Here is an 18,183-nt window from a genome sequence, read left to right on the forward strand (position 1 = left end):
CTTTCGTCAGGCCAAGGAGGGCGGGTTGGTGACTTATTTCCTAAAATGACGCATTGCCGTCCGTTCTCCTCTATTCTTACTGGGCCGTTAAAATCAGTGGTCCGTCCGCAGTAACTGCGATCGTATGCTCATATTGCGCCGACAACTTGCCGTCGGCCGTTCTCGCCGTCCACTGATCGTCGTCGATCGTGATACGGAACGTACCTTCATTGAGCATCGGTTCAATCGTAAACACCATGCCTTCCTTTAACCGAATGCCTTTGCCGGCTACGCCGATATGCTCGTAGCTCGGCTCCTCGTGCAGGCTCCGCCCGATCCCATGCGCCAGCAGATCGCGTACGACTGAATACCCGTTCGCTTCCGCATGTTGTTGAATCGCCGACGTTATGTCGCCGAGCCGGCCCCCCGGGAGTGCCTGGGCGATCCCCATATCCAAGCATTCCTTTGTCACCTTCATTAATTTTTGCGCTTCCGGCCGGATATTGCCCACCGCATAGCACCAGCACGAATCGCCAAACCATCCACCGTATTCCACGACGATGTCGAGCTTCAGCAAGTCGCCGTCCATAAGCACCTGGTTCGAAGGAATGCCGTGGGCCACCACATCGTTGACCGAAATGCAGGTTTCGGCGGGGAAACCGTTGTACCCTTTCGTAAACTGCTTGCCACCCAGCTTGGTGATGTGTCTGGCAACAAAGTCATTGATTTCCCGGGTGGTGATCCCAGGCTCGATCAGTTTGGCCACCTCGCGGTAGCAGTCCGCAACGATTTGGCTCGCCGGCTTCATCTCTTCGATTTCCCTAGGTGATTTTAAAATGATCATTTTTGTCTATTCGCTCCTTATCAATTCTATAATTTTAAAAACCGGACGATATCTTTGGCCTCTTCGTGCAGCTTTCCGCGGCGAAGCGAAAGCGACGCGCAGCCGACCAAGGCGGCCAGCAGCATTTCCGCGCGCTGTAGCCGATACGGTGGCTCAGCCGCGTTTCCGCCGGAAGCGGCAGCCCCGTCCGCCGCACGACCGGTTTCCAGCAGCGCGGCAAGCGGCGCGAGCACCTCCCGGCGAAAGGCAGCCGAAAGTGGGGCAGAGCGCGCTTCAGGCAGCGAGGCAAAGCCCTCACCGGCCAGCTTATGCAGCAGGTACAAGGCGTGGTCCTCCGCCCAAAGCTGCAGCAGCCGAATACCGGCGACGGCGACGGAGCCAAACTCTGTGGAAGCGGCTGTTTCGCGGCTGCTGCTTTGGGAATCCGCGGCAGCCGAGTTCCCGGTGTCCGCCGCAGCAACCAAGCCGAAATGCCCGCCCGCCGGCGCCTCCCCTGAAGCCGAAGCGCGCGGGGCCTCCAGCCATCCCCCGGCCCGCTCCAACGCGTCCCATAGCAGATCGTGGAGCAAATTGCCCTTATTGCTGTAATAATGGTATACCGTGCCATAGCCGAGTCCCGCCTGCACGGCCACATCGCGGATTTCCAGTAAAGGCCCTTTATTCAAAAACACATCGGCAGCGGCTTTTCGGATTTGCGCCAGACGCCGCAGCCGGATCTCTTCGTTTTGTTCCTTCGTACGTGGAGACATCTCGTCCGTTCACCTCTTTTATTTTTGACATACTCTTATGTCAATATAAAACATCGGCTTGCGAATAACAAGAGTCGGGCAAACAAAAGTCCCGGCAACACCTCATAAACGAATGAAGATCAGTTATTTATCAGCTCAATTTTAATGGTTTGATTGTACTGATATCATTTAGCTGGTCCCAGGTGAGCAGAAGTTATGCTATACTTGCGAAGTAAAAGGGGGTGCCTACTGATGGAGAATCTATTGGGATTGTCTGTGACTTCTTACACTCATGCAAAGCCAATTATTAGGAAAGCGTTACTTTGTATGGGGCGAAACAATTTTTAACGCTACAAGCTTTTTTAATATTTTTGGCTTTGCACCTTATTTTAAAGAATCAAAATAAGGGGCGAGCAAAATTGAGATATACGAATGCTACAAAAGTTTTACCTCAAAAATTAATTATGGAAATCCAAAAATATGTTCAAGGAGAGACGCTGTATATTCCTAAGCCAAAAACGGAATATATGGATTGGGGAAGTTTGAGTGGCGGGAGAAGGTTGCTTGAACAGCGAAATGCTGCAATCAGAAATGCTTTTCAAAATAGCAGCAGTATCGAGCAATTAGCTAAGGAGTTTTTCCTCTCTACCGAAACCATTAAGAAAATTGTGTATTCACATAAAAATACCTAGTTTGCAAAGTGGCGTGGTGCTATACTCGCGTCAATGAATTTAATTTTGGCCTCATAACATGGTGAGCCTAGGGCGTGACCGGATGATCGTGGTGAAAAATCAATCCGGTCACGTCTTTTTTGTTTGGCAAAAGGTTTGATGTGTGTTCGCATTTCATTTTCTCTCTTGAGCTTTTTTACATACCGTTCTTGATCCCAAAATTCCGTTCACCCTCCCCGATGATCCAACAGACCCATTCTATTTCAAAGGCTGTACTTCATTTTTTCATTATTGTTTTTATGCCAAAAATGATTCTAAATCGTTGTTTTCATTTATTAAGCTTATTTTAATCTTTAAAATATGAATATAAACAACAGCAACAATTAAAGGGAAAAATGTATTGATTCATTGTCTTAAAACAAGAAAGTGAGGAAACGATTACTATGGGAGAGCAAAAAAGTAGAAGTAGGCATCTGATTGATCCGGAAATTATCAGTGCAGTTGATTTAATACCAACAACCGATCTTACCGAATCTACACTAATGGAAGCACGTAAAAATCAATCTCAAATGATGCAACAAATAGATGTAACGCAGATGTTCCCTATTACATTAGAAAAAAAGGTTGTGCCAAGTTACTTTAGTGGTCCAGATATTCAAATAGAAATCATTAAGCCCAAACATTCAAAGCATCATAAGATGCCTCTATATTATTCGATACACGGAGGCGGGATGGTCTTAGGAAGTCCAGTCGTGGATCGTCCTGCTAATGCATCTCTTGCTGCACAACATGGTTTCTGTTGTGTATCCGTGTACTATCGCCTAGCACCAGAGCATGTGCAGCCAAGTCAGTTACAGGATTGTTATTCGGGCCTAAAATGGTGTATTGAACATGCGGAAGAGTTAGGGATAGATACTCAGAAAGTTGCCGTAGGGGGCAGCAGCGCTGGCGGCGGTCTGGCGGCTGGCCTAGCCTTGTACATTCGTGATCAGAAGGAATTCGAAATCCATCATCTAAGATTGATGAGGCCAATGCTAGATGATCGCACAAGTACCGCACCAGAGCATCCATACGCAGGAGAGTTTATATGGACAAAACAAAGTAATTATTTTGGCTGGAAATCTGTATTGGGGGAAGAACCGGGTCAAGAGGAGGTAAATGAGTATTATGCGCCGGCCCGTGCTAAGTCATTGGCGGGGTTACCACCGACTTATATAAATATAGGTACCATTGATTTATTCATTGATGAAGCCTTGGTTTTTGCAAAACAACTGGCTTTTGATGGAGTCTTAGTGGAATTACATGTTTATCCCGGGTACCATCATATGTCTCCTGCGTTTCCGGATGCACATTTTTCAAAAGAAGGGGCCAGAACAAGTGAATACGCCTTACTGAAAGCGCTGGAGATCTTTGATATAAATTCTAATGAGTATAATGCTAAACGCTAATAAGGTACGACTGCAGTAAATAAAGCACTGATGAAGAATATCCATCGGTGCTTTTTCATACCTACTTATGATCTGAATAAACAATTTATAGATAGATACGGTTGAGAGTCATTGATACTTCTTAACAATATATTAATTCTAATCTGATATCATCTTTTTTTCATCTCTTCCGACTTTTACCACCCATTTAGGGTAAAATAGTACCAAGCATAAAATCCAACTACGGAAGTGGTGATGTCCCATGACAACGAGCAGCAAACCGAATAGACTATCCAAGGAAAAATCACCGTATTTGCTACAGCATGCTCACAATCCGGTAAATTGGTTCCCTTGGTCAGATGAGGCTTTTGAAATTGCTAAACGTGATAACAAGCCTATTTTCCTATCTGTTGGCTATTCCACTTGCCATTGGTGCCATGTAATGGGGAGAGAATCTTTCGAGGATGAAGAAGTGGCTGAGGTATTAAACAGGGATTACGTATCCATTAAGGTGGATCGTGAAGAACGCCCGGATGTGGATCATATCTATATGTCCATCTGCCAGACGATGACAGGGCATGGAGGCTGGCCACTGACAATATTGATGACGCCGGATCAGAAGCCTTTTTTTGCGGGGACGTATTTGCCCAAGGAGCAAAAGTATGGCCGTGTCGGACTGTTGGAGCTGCTGAACAAGGTGGGCGCCCGGTGGAAAGAACAGCCCGAAGAGCTGGTGGAGCTGAGTGAGCAGGTGCTTACCAAGCATGAGCGGCAGGACTTGCTTGCAGGTTATCGCGGTGAACTGGATGAACAGAGCTTGAATAAAGCTTTCCATGAATACAGCCACACCTTCGATAAGGAATATGGCGGCTTCGGGGAAGCTCCTAAGTTTCCTTCTCCGCATAACCTGTCTTTTCTGCTGCGATATGCACGGCATACGGGGAATCAACAGGCACTGGAAATGGCAGAGAAAACGCTAGATGCGATGTCCCGTGGTGGAATCTACGACCACGTAGGCATGGGGTTCTCACGATACTCCGTGGACGAGAAATGGTTGGTGCCGCATTTTGAAAAAATGCTGTATGACAATGCTCTGTTGGCCATCGCGTATACAGAAGCTTGGCAGGTGACAGGCAAGGAACTGTACCGACGGATTACAGAACAAATCTTTACATATATCGCAAGAGACATGACGGATGCAGGGGGTGCCTTTTATTCGGCGGAGGATGCGGATTCCGAAGGAGAAGAGGGGAGATTCTATGTCTGGGACGACTCTGAGGTAAGGGCTGTACTAGGCGATGAGGATGCCGCCTTTTTCAACGATTTGTATGGGATTACACCTTACGGCAATTTTGAAGGCCACAACATTCCAAACCTGATTGATATCAATCTGGAAGCCTATGGGATCAAACATGACTTGACTGAGCAGGAACTGGAACAGCGGGTTAGCGAGCTACGCGCCAAGCTGTTTGCTGCCAGAGAACAGCGGGTTCATCCTCATAAGGATGACAAGATTTTGACCTCGTGGAACGGGTTGATGATTGCTGCACTGGCGAAGGCGGGACAAGCTTTTGGAGACCCGAGATATACAGAGCAAGCTCGGAAGGCTGAGACGTTTTTGTGGAACCATTTGAGACAGGAGAACGGACGGCTGTTAGCACGTTATCGGGACGGAGAAGCAGCTTATCCCGGTTATGTAGATGATTATGCTTTTTATGTGTGGGGCTTGATCGAGCTGTACCAGGCGACCTTCGATATAGAGTATCTGCAACGGGCGTTGACGCTCAATCAAAATATGATCGACTTGTTCTGGGATGAGGAACGGGACGGATTATTCTTTTATGGGTCAGATAGTGAGCAGCTAATTGCCAAGCCTAAAGAAATCTATGACGGTGCGATTCCGTCGGGTAACAGCATTGCGGCTCATAATTTTGTGCGGCTTGCACGGCTAACGGGTGAATCCCGATTGGAGAATTATGCAGCCAAGCAGTTTAAGGCTTTTGGCGGCATGGTTGCTCATTACCCGTCAGGCTGCTCAGCCTTGCTCAGCGCGTTGCTGTATGCAATAGGAACGACGAAGGAGATTGTGATTGTAGGTCATAGGGACGATCCGCAGACCGTACAGTTCATTCAGGCGGTTCGAGCGGGGTTCAGGCCGAATACGGTCGTTATTTTGAAAGATGAAGGACAGTCGGAGATTGCAGAGACGGTTTCTTATATCCGTGATTACAATCTTGTGGAAGGCAAACCAGCTGTATATGTGTGTGAGCATTTTACCTGTCAAGCACCTGTTACCAGGCTTGAAGATCTGAAGGTGTTGTTGGATTGAACTGAATAAAGCGATCAAACCTAATCCCCTCGGGGGTAGTAAGCATAAGGTGATTTTCGAAAATGACCCTATGTTTGCTACCTTCAAGGGGATTATTTTCATATTAAGAGGTAGGTATAGTGAGATGAAACTAATATTTTCTTAACATATGCTACGCATTTTTTTTAATATTTTTTAGGTATATTATATCAAAGAACCGGTTCCGACCAGCCTTTCTGTTTTCGAAAATAAGTACATATACCTATTTAACTAGCGTGTTTATATCTTTTATGTCCAAGCGTTTTAGCAGCAGATGTGAAAAATGTGAAAGAGAGTCTGTCGGGTGATTGTCGTCATCGGCAAGACGAAGAGGTTCGCCATAGGTTAGGAAATCCAGGTAATGAAATGGAGATGTTTATTAATGAAGAAGTTATCGGGGAAAAAGTGGCTAGTCGCAAGGATGCTCAGCAAAAATTTTAAAACGAAGCTAATGGTCGCCTTTATTGCATTTCTGATTTTACCGTCCATGATCGTGGGGGCTTTGTCGTTTGTGAGCGCTAGTCAGCAGATTCGAAACCAGATTGAAGAAAGTGCCGAGCAGGCTATCATCCGCACTAATTTTATTATTGATAGTACTATTGAACCCAAGGTACATAACGCAGAATATTTTGCAGAAAGACTAAAAGGCAATCGGGTAGAGACGGAGGAACAAGCGGCCAAACTGGAAGAGTTTTTTAAGCAATATGCTGCACTTCATCCTGAAGCAGAATCCATTTTTTATGGTACGAAGGACGGTAAATTTACAACCTATCCACAGAAGCAATTACCGGATAATTATGATCCACGAGTCAGACCTTGGTACGATAAAGCGATAAAGGAGCAAGCAAAGACAGCGATTAGTTCTCCCTATCTTTCGGCAAGCTCGAAGCAAATGACGGTTACGGTGTCCAAGGCAACGTTAGATGGATCGGGTGTTATTGGCATTGACCTGAAAATAAGTGGTATTAAAGAGACGTTGAACAATATTAAAGTAGGTCATGAGGGTTATGCTATATTGCTGGACAGCAACCATACTTACATTGTACATCCGACGAAGGAAGCAGGCACCAAAATTACAGATATTGAATCACGCATGTTTCAGAGCGATACTGGTGAATACGAGTATGAGTATGAAGGACAGCCCAAATATATGAACTATGCGACTAACAAGCTAACTGGCTGGAAGATAGGCGGAACGCTATATTTGTCTGAAGTCGATGAGACAGCAGGACCGATTTTGATCAGCACTTTACTAACCATCGTCGGTTGTCTTGTGATTGGTATTTTCATCGTTTATTTCCTGATCCGTTCCATCATCAAACCGATTTTAAAGTTAAAAGAACAAGCGGTAAATGTGAGCGCCGGAGATCTGACACAGGACATTCAAGTAAAGAGCGAGGACGAGATCGGAGAATTAGGAGTGGCTTTTCAAAATATGCAGAATAACTTGCGATCTGTCATTCAGAACGTAGGGAACAGTGCAGATCATGTGGCAATTTCTTCGAATGAACTGACAATAAGCGCGGAACAAACCAGTGCTGCAAGTGAGCAGGTGTCCCAGGCTGTGCAAGAAATAGCCAGTGGTGCAGAGAAGCAGACTACAGGGCTGGAAAATAATTCGGTGGCCCTCGATGAAATTGCACAAGGAATCACCCAAATCGCTGAACGCTCGATTTCGGTAGCCGATTTGGCCAAACGATCTGCCTTGCAAGCCGAGGAAGGACGAAAGTCTGTTGAGCAGACAGGTGAGCAAATGAATTCCATTCATCAATCAGTAGAGCGTTCCAACCAGATGATTCAAACCTTGCAAGCCCGCTCTCATGAAATCGGTGAAATTACGAAGGTTATCGGCGATATCTCCAATCAGACAAACCTGCTGGCATTGAATGCAGCTATTGAGGCAGCCAGAGCGGGTGATCATGGAAAAGGCTTTGCCGTCGTTGCTGATGAGGTGCGCAAGCTGGCAGAGCAGTCTCAGACATCCGCCACACAGATTGCCACCTTGATTGCCGAAATTCAGCATGAAACCGAAACAACAGTGAAGACGATGGACAGGGTTACGACTGAGGTGCAGGATGGACTGCAGATTTCCAAAGCAACCATTGTCAAGTTGGGTCATGCGATGGAAGGTATTCGAGAGACAACACCTCAGGTAGAGGAGGTCGCTGCGATTGCACAGCAAATATCAGCCAGTGTACAAGAGATTGCAGCGACAGCCAACGAACTGGCGACGATTGCAACCGGTAATGCCGCCACATCTGAGGAAGTTGCCGCCTCCTCACAAGAGCAGCTGGCTTCCATGGAGGAAATATCAGCTTCTGCACAGTTGCTTTCAACCATGGCTACTGATTTGAAGGTGATGATCAGTCGTTTCAAATATTAAAACGAGCTTGAACCCTATGGAATCTATAGTACAATGAATGCTCGGGACAGTTCTTTAAGCCTTATGGCATAAGGAATCTGTCCTGAGTTTTTTTATATTTTCGATTTATTGTACAAAACATGGAAGATTATAAGGGGGGCGAACACTTGGTTAGAGATTTAATGCTATGTGCTATCGTGATATTATTGTTAGTTTTGATTTTTCAGCGTCAGCTTGTTCGTCAGACGATCACAGGTGTATTTTGTGGAGTGGCAGGAATTCTGCTCTTATGTATTGGTATAAGTGATAAAACACTGCTGACCTGCTTGCTGGAGCTAGGGATTGGTCTAATGTTCATGACTCTGTTTGTGCACACTTTAATGACCGCTAAGTATACATATGGACAACGTTTGTTAAACAAAGACCGTGATCTACTGAATTTACTTCGGGTCCAGCCGGGTTTTACCTTCAGGCTGGAGAAAAGTGGTGATGAATTTTATTATAGGCTGCTTGAAGGGGAATTGCTGGAGCGCGTAGGTCTGAATCTGCAAGTCAACTACAATAAAAGGGAGCATGTGAAGCGTCTCGGGGACATATTGGAGCTTTCCTCTGAAACGATGGAGCAGCTTAGTCAATACTACAAGCAAGCCTGGTTTGGTGATCGAACCGTATTTGAATTGGAGTTTTGGGAATATTCGGCTCTCATTACCTTACATCCGGTTAAGGAGGACGGGATTACTAGGTATGTTATCGGTCACGTGTTGGATATTACAGAGTATAAAGCCTCCGAGCAGAAGAGAATGGAGATGGACGAGGCTAACCATGCGAAAAGCATTTTTTTGGCTCATATGAGTCACGAAATCCGCACCCCGCTGAATGGAATCATCGGTCTGTCAAAGTTATTGAATAAGACTGAACTAACTGCCGTTCAAAGAGATTACCTCCACAAGCTTCTTGCCTCCTCGCGTACCCTTTCATCCATGCTCAGTAACGTATTGGATTTTTCCAAAATGGAAGCCGGCAGTCTGGAACTGGAAAAGGTAGAATTTGAGCCGGAAAAAATGCTTCGGCATCTCGCAGATACCGTTGGAACTTTGCTGGAAGATAAGGAAATAGAGATCGTATTTATAACGGACCTGGCGTTACCGAAAAGGGTTAAGGGAGATCCGCTTCGAATGGAGCAGGTGCTTTCAAATCTTCTGACCAACGCCATCAAGTTTACGGATCAGGGACATGTATTGTTACAGGTGAAAATGCTCAGTCAGCAGGGCGGACGAGTAGGCGTTTCTTTTATGGTAGAAGATACGGGAATAGGAATTTCCGAGACGTGTATGGACAAGCTATTCGTCCCTTTTATCCAGGCGAGTACCTCAACCAGCCGCAGATATGGGGGCTCTGGGCTGGGTTTGGCCATCAGCAAGCATTTGGCTGAAGCTATGGGCGGGAAAGTAGAAGTGAAAAGCCGATTAGGAGAGTACAGTCAATTTTACTTTAATGTCGAGTTGGATACCGGGGAATTGAATGCGGGAAGCACACGAATAGAAAAACAAATCAAAGGCAAAGCCTTAATTGTTGCGCAGCATGAACTGGTGAGGTACAGTTTGAACGAATTACTGCAAGATTTGGGGCTAAAACCATTCACTATTTCATCCTTCCAAGAAAGTATGGACGCTTTTCAAAAGGGTGAGCATTTTGATTTTGTTATCATTGATATGGGGATGGAAGGTTTTAGAGAACTAGACTCCCGGAGGCAATGGCTTCAAATGCTGGATAGGCAGATAACTCAGATCATTGGACTTACAACCGTGTTTCAGATGGAAACCATAGCTGCTGGGGACATGGATCATAGGATCGATGCCTTTTTGTCCAAGCCTGTTACCCGGAACGCTCTGCTGGAGGTTCTCTGCTGGAAGAAGGAACAGTCAGTGCCTGTAGATGGTAATACTCTGGAGACTCATGTGACCATGAGTTCCCGCAATGAGATGGGGGATACAACACAGAAGTATCAAATTCTCATAGCAGAGGATAACGAAATTAACCAGGTGGTGATTACCGAGTTTTTAGCAGAGCGTAACTTTGAGGTAACGATGGTCACGAACGGAAGAGAACTAATAGCGTTACTGGAACTGCGTTACTGGGATATGGTGTTGCTTGATCTGCATATGCCAGAGATGGATGGTTTTGAGACGGCGAGACATATTCGGAGAAACAAAGCTTTTAACAGGCTTCCCATTATCGCTTTTACCGCTGATGCTGTGCAGCATGAACAGGAAGTTTGTCTTCGTGCCGGTATTAATGCCGTGCTTCTCAAGCCTATCCATGAACTGACCGCTGCTAGAGTGTTAACTAGTTGGATTAACTTAGCATGGCTGCAAGATTTACATGGTATTCACGCAGATCAGGCGATAGCCGCTATGGATGGCAAGGTGTACATTTTTCAATTTGCCCTTTATAAATGGATTCAAGAATACCAGCATCTTGATAAGAGAGTTCTGAAAAAAATGGGCAATGGGCAGTTATCTTCTGCTCTTCGATTAATCCACTCGCTTAAGGGAGGGACGGGGAACCTGTGTGTGCCTGAGTTGCTGGCAAAGGTAATAGAGCTGGAAAAGGCATTGAAGCGCAGTAATGAAACCTCAACAGGTGAACTGTATTCAGACTGGAAAGAGCAACTCAGTACGGTTCAGAAGGAGATTAATCAGATCAAGTCATCACTTCCCTGGAGCTGACCGTATTATTGCATAAATTTGTAGCCGATTCCCCAGATGGTCTTGATCAATTGCGGTTTCTTGGGGTCTTTTTCGATTTTTCTGCGTAAATGGTTAATATGTACGTCCACAGCCCTCTCATTAATAAAGGAGTCTGTGCCACGGAGAGCCTGAATCAAAGCATACCTACTGAATACAATTCCCCGGTTCAAATAAAAAAGCTTCATGAGCTCAAATTCTGAATATGTTGTCTCCACATCCTGTCCGTTAACGGTAATCATTCTTTTCGCTAGATCCAAAGTAATGCCCGTTTCAGGTTCAGGTGCTCTGCCTCTTCCTTGCAAGCGTGTGATTTCAATACGACGGAAAAGAGCCTCTATCCGTGCTTTTAGCTCTTGCATACTAAAAGGCTTGCAAATGTAATCATCTGCTCCCAACGTAAGTGTACGAATGCGCTCTGATATGTTGTTTTCTGTAGAAATCACGATGATGGGCACGTCCGTATGCTTGCGTATCAGTGGGCAGGGATTCATTCCATCCAAATCTGGAAGCAACAGATCCAGCAAAATAATATCGGGCTGTACGATCTCAAGCCTAGCTATACCCTCAGACGCTTGTTCCACTCGAGTAACGTTGTAGTCTTCTCCTGTTAAATACAAGGAAAGGGTATCTCCCAGCATATTGTCATCTTCAATAATTAAAACATTAGCCATGATCATATTTCCTTATCTTTCTATCAAATTCGAGCCAAATAGTTAGGATAGCTGCAATGTTTACAACAAGTTTTTGGCAGGTCCTGTTGATAGAGTAAACTCCTTTGGACAGTCTGTCAAAAGATCAGGCTTGTTGTGGCAATCCTGTGGACAAATAGTCCAGATGTATATCTATTTGATATGGGAATGTACTATTTTTGAGATTTATTTCTATAATACGACATTTTTCGTTTTTTTATAACAATATACTACAAGTCGTTGATGATAAATTACAAAAAATTAACAAAACACCTCAGAAACATGCATTGACTTAAATGAAAATTATGGTATTTTATTACATAGGAGTTGACATCCTCTGATAGGCCTCTTAGAAAAACCCACTATTTAATCTTCTACTAACTTACTCTCAATGTGCTATCTCTGTATTTAATTTTCGTACTTTAATTGTTCTTGCGATCATACTTATGATTCTTTGGTGTGGATATCCCATTGTGAATTCAGACTGTCTACTCTTTTAGATTACATATTTACATTTTTTTGCTTTCCATGCTTGTATTTTTTAAAATCAGGTCAGCGGGAGGACGAGAGATCATGAACACATTCGAAGTGCTGGAGTCCAATGTAAGATCCTATTGCAGAAGTTTTCCAGTTGTTTTCAACAAAGCTAAAAACGATGTACTGTACACGGAGGCAGGCAAGGGTTACATTGACTTTTTTGCCGGGGCAGGGGCTTTGAACTATGGGCACAATAATGATTTTATGAAAAACCGGATATTGGATTATTTAACTTCCGATCGGATTATGCATGGTCTGGATATGTACACGACGGCCAAGCAAGAGTTTATGGAGTCTTTTTCAGAGCGTATTCTCCAGCCCAAGGGCTTGAATTATAAGCTGCAATTTTGCGGACCGACCGGAACTAATGCAGTGGAAGCAGCACTGAAACTTGCACGCAAGGTGAAAAACAGAAATGGTATTTTTGCTTTTATGGGTGCGTTCCACGGGATGTCGCTGGGTAGTTTATCTATTACCAGCAACAACTCCATGCGAGAGAGCGCAGGGGTCCCCCTGAACAATGTTACCTTCATACCTTATAACAGCACATTTAACGGAATGGATACCATTTTGTATATGGAGCAGCTTTTAACAGACACCCATTCGGGTGTGGAAAAGCCTGCCGCGATCATTTTGGAAACGGTACAGGCTGAAGGCGGTATACATATTGCAGAGACCGAATGGCTGCGTGATTTGCGACAGCTGTGCGATGATCATGATATTTTGCTCATTGTTGACGATATTCAAGTCGGTTGCGGCCGGGTTGGATCGTTCTTCTCATTCGAGCGGGCGGGAATTGTTCCTGATATGGTTGTTTTGTCCAAATCGATCAGTGGATACGGATTGCCAATGTCTCTGTTGCTACTGAAGCCAGAATTGGATATATGGAGTCCGGGTGAGCATAACGGCACCTTCCGTGGAAATCAGCTTGCTTTCGTCGGGGCAAAGGCTGCACTGGAGTTCAGAGATACGGTAGAGCTGGAAGCACAAGTAAAGGAAAAAGAGGCTTTTGTTCAGCAGTTCTTGCGTGAACATATCCAATCGATAGATCCTCTTATTGAAATTCGTGGCATGGGATTGATCTGGGGGATTGATGTGTCTCATCTGGGAGAAGCGTTCGCCAAGGAGGTAGCGTCTCTCTGCTTTAGTAGGGGACTCATTATTGAACGTGCTGGGCGTAACGATACGGTAATTAAAATTATGCCAGCGTTAACGATAAGCTTGGAAAACTTGCGTAAGGGCTGCGAAATTATTAAAGAAAGTATGGCACAGGTAACCAGTACCTTGGTTACGATGTAAATCGATCAGTAAAGCCCCTTGGCTGGAGCTGCCGGCTGCTGTAAAGCAGGTATGGCGGGCGCCGTCCAAGGGGCTTTCTAGTAAAAAAATTAAGAAATAACCGTTTGCGCGTATTTTTGTGCGGATTGTTCTAGTTGCTCATTGGTCAATACTGCAGCACCATATTGTACGAAATAAGGGAGCAATTTGACACCAATCATATGGCCTGTAGCTTCCAGAGGTCTCAACAGCTCTTCGATCGTATACCTGTTCCGTCCGTCATGTTGATAATTTTCCTCAACGCTGGCAGCAGACAAGGCGATCAACAACTCTTTGCCCTGTAGCTTGCCACCTTCGCTTCCATAAGCCCAGCCGTAGGTTAGAACCTTATCCAGCCATTTTTTCAGCAGGGAAGGAGTGCTGTACCAGTAAAAAGGGAATTGCAGAACGATACGGTCATGCTGCTCTAGCAGTTCCTGCTCCTGGGCGACATTGATTTGCTCATCTGGATATACCTCATACAGGTTGTGAATGGTCACGTCGGATTGTTTCTTGAGTTCTTGCACCCATCTTTTGTTAATGCGAGATTCCGCAAGATCAGGGTGAACGACAATAACGAGGGTTGACATTTAAAAAACCATCTCCTTCGAACTTATTTAATGTAAGTAAATAACCAATACATATGTAACAATTTTAGTTTCAACTTATGGAATTGTCAACTCTATTACATTTTAAGCTCTATATTCAAAAGACTCCGGCAAGCTCATGCCGGAGTCTCAACAAATGAAGTGTTTTTACATTAAGCGATATGATTAAGAGCAACAATTTTGTTTTTCCCGGAGCGCTTAGCTTGATACAGATAGTCATCTGCTTGCTGAAAAAATACATCTTTATCTTTGTTCATTTCCTCTGTATAGCTTTTCAGTCCAATGCTTACGGTTACAGAAACGATTTGCAATTTCTCCTGAAAGGTCATTTTCTCCACTTCACGCCGGATGTTTTCGACGATCTGATAAGCTTCTTCGAAAGTATGCTCGAACATCAAAATAGCAAATTCCTCACCGCCATAGCGAGCTGCAATGTCATTTGCGGTAATCTGTTCTGTAATGATTTGCGAGATGCCTTCCAAAATTTTATCTCCGAACTGGTGTCCGTAAGTGTCATTGATCTTCTTGAAATTATCAATATCCACTAACGCCAGATGGATGATCGCGCCTTGTTCGGCATATTCGAGTGCTTTTTCATAAAAGTTTTGAAAGGACAAATGATTGTACAGCTTTGTCAAACCATCAGTCATTGACATTTTGCTGATAATCGCGTTACTGATCATTAATTCCTGTTGGGCACGCTTTGTTTTATACAAATCCACTAACAAATCGCGGCCGCTGGCCTGAATAATGAGAGCAATAAAGGTGGACATAATTAAAAAGGTTGGAATCGCCACGATATCAAAGTCTGACAAATAGCTGCGGAATGATCCATCTGCTGCCAGCAACAGAAAAAAGACGACCACTTGCAATACAAAGGAAAGCCATATTAAGCGACGATTGAAGAACAGAATAGAAGAGAAAATAGGCAACAAACATAGCGCAGGAATAATCCGAATATCATAATTTAGGCGAATAATCATCCAGCAAATGACGGTGCTTGCCATAAACAGGATCGCAAAAGAATACCTGTTAAATTTAAAATGAGCCAACTCTGCCAGTAAGTTGGAACCACTCATGATTAGCGTGGGAACAATAAGGGTTCCGACGTAAAATTCATAAGGCGAAGCGTGGTAATCAAGAAATAAGTAGCTGCCCAGCTGGACGATAAAATGTACAGCTATAATCATCCAATACAGTAATAACATTTTGCGTACCCAGCGGGCTTGCTTTGTTTTGTAATCCATGGTTTGAGTAAGCCGTTTTGTCTTGTTCATGATGTCACCACACTTAATGTATCTTTAGCCATTCTCGTATTATAAGATACTATGTGATGAAGTTGAAGCTAATTTTTTTGAAGGCCATGAACTTGTTAGCCTAGCAACACTTTTACTTGGTGGATAGCCCCGTCCCCTGCAACCGGCAGGATATTATTCGTAAGGACGGTGCCATCTAAGGTAACTGTAACTACACCCTTGGAGACATGCTGTGGATTCGTGATATGAATCACGTAGGTATCACCGCGGAAGACACGGGTGACTGTGAATTCGTCCTAGGCTGTAGGAATGCACGGATCAATACGCAGACCATCCCATTCGGGCTGAATACCGAGAATGGATTGAGTGATAGCTATAAAGTTCCATGCCGCTGTACCCGTCAAAAGGCCCAACACATGATTATATTCAAACATAAAGCCGTTCTTTCTTTAGAAAGACATTTCCTGCCTTATACAAAATGTACTTGATTTTCTCAACCATTCTTCTGGAATTTGCAAAATATCCGAAATGGGTAAATATACCTTTTTATGCTAAAATGAAAAAGTTAGAATTTAGCAAGGCAGGAGGTTGCAAGAATGGCACCTATCACATTATTTTTCATCCCGTATGCAGGCGGATCGGCGTCGGTCAGCTTCAAATGGAAAAAGTTGCTGCTTCCGCAAATTAAGCTTGTTCCACTGGAATTAGCGGGCAGAGGTATTCGTTCTGGGGAACCGCTAAAGGAAAGCATTGAGGAGATGAGCGAGGATCTGTTGCACAAGATCAGCGAAGAGATAGCCCCGGGCGATCCTTATGCCATATACGGACACAGTATGGGGACGATGATCTCATTCGAGCTGTACTACAAGCTGGTGGCGAGTGGATATGGAAAGCCTGCACATCTGTTCGTTTCAGGTGGACGGGCACCGCATGTCCCAAGAAATTCCCCATGGTTACACGATCTGCCCGCAGATCAGTTCAGGACGCATTTGCAGCGGTACGGTCAGCTTTCGGAAGCGATTTTTGACAATCGGGAATTATACGACTATTTTATGCCAGTGTTAAGAGCGGATTTCAAAGCTGTCGAGTTGTATAAGTACATGGCTAAAGCCGCACCTTTACATTGTTCTATCACCGCTTTGACGGGAATGACCGATAACACGGTGACCTTACAAGATGCGGAGGCATGGGCACACCATACGGATCAGCAATTTCGTATGTTTACCTTTGAGGGAGGACACTTTTTTATTCATGATGAAGTGGAACGGATTACGCACATCATCAATGAGACCTTTGAGCAGAGTACGGTAACAAGTAGCATACAACAATAAAAATAAGAGGTGATTTTTAGTGACAGTAGGTGTATTGGCACATTTGTTTGGCAAGTTGCCTTATCGTGAATTGGCTGCAAAGGTAGGCGCAGCGGGCTTTACTCATGTTCAGCTGGCTCCGTGGAGAGCGATCAGTGATGTAGATTTTAATAAACCGGGTAAGTTCAATCCGGGATTGGCACTGTCTATCGCAGAAGAATTTCGTAAGCATGGTGTATCCATATCGGTGCTCGGGTGCTATTTACATTTTTTTATACAGGATGAGGAATTGCTGCGTGAAAATGTAGAGCGCTTCAAAGAGCTGATCCGATATGCGGGTCTGTTAGGAGCACCAATGGTTGCAGCTGAAGTCGGACGTAATGAGGACGGTACTGCCTATACGGAACGTGACTGGAGAGTTGTAAGGGAAGTAGTGCGTGAATTAGCAGATGAAGCGGAGAAGTGGGGCGTATTCGTAGGATTGGAAGCTGCAAACGATCACTTGGTCGGAACCGCCGTAGAGTTGGCTACTTTTCTGGAGGAAGTACCTTCTTCACACATCGGTGTTGTGATTGATCCGGGTAATTTGCTGAAAACGGAAAATCTGGCGCAACAGGATGAGATCATCCGCGAAGCTTTCCAACTGCTGGGCCCCCGGATTATCGCAGCGCATGCCAAAGACCGGCGGTTGTCATCGTCAGGTGAAATTGAGACGGTGCCGCCGGGTTTTGGAGACATGAACTATGGCCTCTACATGGAACTACTGGAGCAGTACAAGCCGGGGGTTCATATTATTATGGAAGCTGCTCAGGAGCATGAGATGGCTGAATCCAGACGTTATATCGAAGGTCATCGGATAGCCGCTCAGAAAGCGCAACAAGTGCAGACGAGATAGTGCATTCTTTCATATAATCAGGAATGCTTCGTTAATAATTGAGAGACTTGGAAGCGCCTCCTTTTCCAAGTCTCCGTTCCTTTATCCTTCTTTAACCTTGCACAACCGCCACGATTACAATGACCCAGCTTGCCAAAAAAGCCAACCCGCCAATGGGGGTGATTGCCCCAAGCTTTCTCACACCGGATATACTAAGGGCATACAGACTGCCGGAAAACAGGAGAATACCCACTAGCATAACCCAACCTGCGGTTACGATGAGAGAAGAATGGACAAGGCTGTCAGCAAGAACTCCAAGCAGTAGCAAACCCAGTCCATGAGCGATTTGATATTGAATTCCTGTCTGGAATATGCTGAGCATGTCTGCGGAAAGTCTTTTTTTCAATGCATGCGCGCCGAACGCTCCCAGAGCTACGGCTAAAAACATCACGATACAACCAAGCAATAGCAAAATTTTCATGTT

14 protein-coding genes and 1 pseudogene are annotated in these 18,183 nt (G+C 44.9%); 8 read left to right on the top strand and 7 right to left on the bottom strand.

What is annotated here, in order from left to right; genetic code table 11:
* Positions 1 to 76: 76 nt before the first annotated feature.
* The gene (gene map, locus ACL9RM_RS23660; RefSeq protein WP_250268258.1) at positions 77 to 823 is read right to left on the bottom strand and encodes a type I methionyl aminopeptidase; all 747 of its coding nucleotides are present in this window, start codon (positions 821 to 823) and stop codon (positions 77 to 79) included.
* 26 nt (positions 824 to 849) lie between these two features.
* Entirely contained in the window at positions 850 to 1,572 is a 723-nt protein-coding gene (locus tag ACL9RM_RS23665) for a TetR/AcrR family transcriptional regulator (protein ID WP_250268260.1), read from the bottom strand.
* A gap of 398 nt (positions 1,573 to 1,970) precedes the next feature.
* Here ACL9RM_RS23665 and ACL9RM_RS23670 point away from each other — a divergent pair, with 398 nt between their 5' ends.
* The 5 genes from ACL9RM_RS23670 to ACL9RM_RS23690 all read left to right on the top strand — a co-directional run bounded on the left by ACL9RM_RS23670 (position 1,971) and on the right by ACL9RM_RS23690 (position 11,087).
* Positions 1,971 to 2,243: a CD3324 family protein gene (locus ACL9RM_RS23670; RefSeq protein ID WP_076161227.1), complete on the top strand. Its 273-nt coding sequence runs from the start codon at positions 1,971 to 1,973 to the stop codon at positions 2,241 to 2,243.
* Between the two features lie 422 nt (positions 2,244 to 2,665).
* Positions 2,666 to 3,670: an alpha/beta hydrolase fold domain-containing protein gene (locus ACL9RM_RS23675; protein ID WP_250268261.1), complete on the top strand. Its 1,005-nt coding sequence runs from the start codon at positions 2,666 to 2,668 to the stop codon at positions 3,668 to 3,670.
* A 241-nt stretch (positions 3,671 to 3,911) separates the two neighbouring features.
* Positions 3,912 to 5,978 (top strand): thioredoxin domain-containing protein, encoded by a 2,067-nt coding sequence (locus ACL9RM_RS23680; protein WP_414126583.1) that lies wholly within the window; start codon positions 3,912 to 3,914, stop codon positions 5,976 to 5,978.
* 400 nt (positions 5,979 to 6,378) lie between these two features.
* A complete protein-coding gene (locus tag ACL9RM_RS23685; RefSeq protein WP_250268264.1) occupies positions 6,379 to 8,379 on the top strand; it encodes a methyl-accepting chemotaxis protein in 2,001 nt (666 codons plus the stop codon).
* Positions 8,380 to 8,525: 146 nt separating this feature from the next.
* Entirely contained in the window at positions 8,526 to 11,087 is a 2,562-nt protein-coding gene (locus ACL9RM_RS23690) for a hybrid sensor histidine kinase/response regulator (RefSeq protein WP_250268266.1), read from the top strand.
* Positions 11,088 to 11,092: 5 nt separating this feature from the next.
* On the opposite strand, the gene ACL9RM_RS23695 is transcribed toward ACL9RM_RS23690, so the two are convergent.
* A complete protein-coding gene (locus tag ACL9RM_RS23695; protein WP_250268268.1) occupies positions 11,093 to 11,779 on the bottom strand; it encodes a response regulator transcription factor in 687 nt (228 codons plus the stop codon).
* A gap of 591 nt (positions 11,780 to 12,370) precedes the next feature.
* Here ACL9RM_RS23695 and ectB point away from each other — a divergent pair.
* On the top strand, positions 12,371 to 13,633 hold the full coding sequence (gene ectB, locus ACL9RM_RS23700) for a diaminobutyrate--2-oxoglutarate transaminase (protein WP_061831657.1): 1,263 nt from the start codon (positions 12,371 to 12,373) through the stop codon (positions 13,631 to 13,633).
* Between the two features lie 89 nt (positions 13,634 to 13,722).
* Here ectB and ACL9RM_RS23705 read toward each other — a convergent pair whose 3' ends face one another.
* The 3 genes and pseudogenes from ACL9RM_RS23705 to ACL9RM_RS23715 all read right to left on the bottom strand — a co-directional run.
* A complete protein-coding gene (locus tag ACL9RM_RS23705; protein WP_250268269.1) occupies positions 13,723 to 14,241 on the bottom strand; it encodes an NAD(P)H-dependent oxidoreductase in 519 nt (172 codons plus the stop codon).
* A gap of 170 nt (positions 14,242 to 14,411) precedes the next feature.
* Complete coding sequence (locus tag ACL9RM_RS23710; RefSeq protein WP_235306269.1) at positions 14,412 to 15,536, bottom strand: GGDEF domain-containing protein; 1,125 nt, start codon at positions 15,534 to 15,536, stop codon at positions 14,412 to 14,414.
* A gap of 95 nt (positions 15,537 to 15,631) precedes the next feature.
* Positions 15,632 to 15,919: pseudogene (locus tag ACL9RM_RS23715) on the bottom strand (glycosyl transferase); the annotation flags it as partial.
* Positions 15,920 to 16,111: 192 nt separating this feature from the next.
* Between ACL9RM_RS23715 and ACL9RM_RS23720 the strand changes: the two are divergent.
* Both ACL9RM_RS23720 and ACL9RM_RS23725 read left to right on the top strand, forming a co-directional pair.
* A complete protein-coding gene (locus tag ACL9RM_RS23720) occupies positions 16,112 to 16,846 on the top strand; it encodes a thioesterase II family protein (protein WP_250268270.1) in 735 nt (244 codons plus the stop codon).
* 19 nt (positions 16,847 to 16,865) lie between these two features.
* Positions 16,866 to 17,720, top strand: coding sequence for a sugar phosphate isomerase/epimerase family protein (locus ACL9RM_RS23725; RefSeq protein ID WP_061831661.1), 855 nt, complete (start codon positions 16,866 to 16,868; stop codon positions 17,718 to 17,720).
* Positions 17,721 to 17,811: 91 nt separating this feature from the next.
* Here the strand turns inward: ACL9RM_RS23725 and ACL9RM_RS23730 are convergent, their stop codons facing one another.
* The gene (locus tag ACL9RM_RS23730; protein ID WP_250268271.1) at positions 17,812 to 18,180 is read right to left on the bottom strand and encodes a DUF423 domain-containing protein; all 369 of its coding nucleotides are present in this window, start codon (positions 18,178 to 18,180) and stop codon (positions 17,812 to 17,814) included.
* Between the last annotated feature and the right edge of the window lie 3 nt (positions 18,181 to 18,183).

Source organism: Paenibacillus sp. S29, from assembly GCF_049319765.1.
In the GTDB taxonomy this organism is placed as follows: domain Bacteria; phylum Bacillota; class Bacilli; order Paenibacillales; family Paenibacillaceae; genus Paenibacillus; species Paenibacillus polymyxa_B.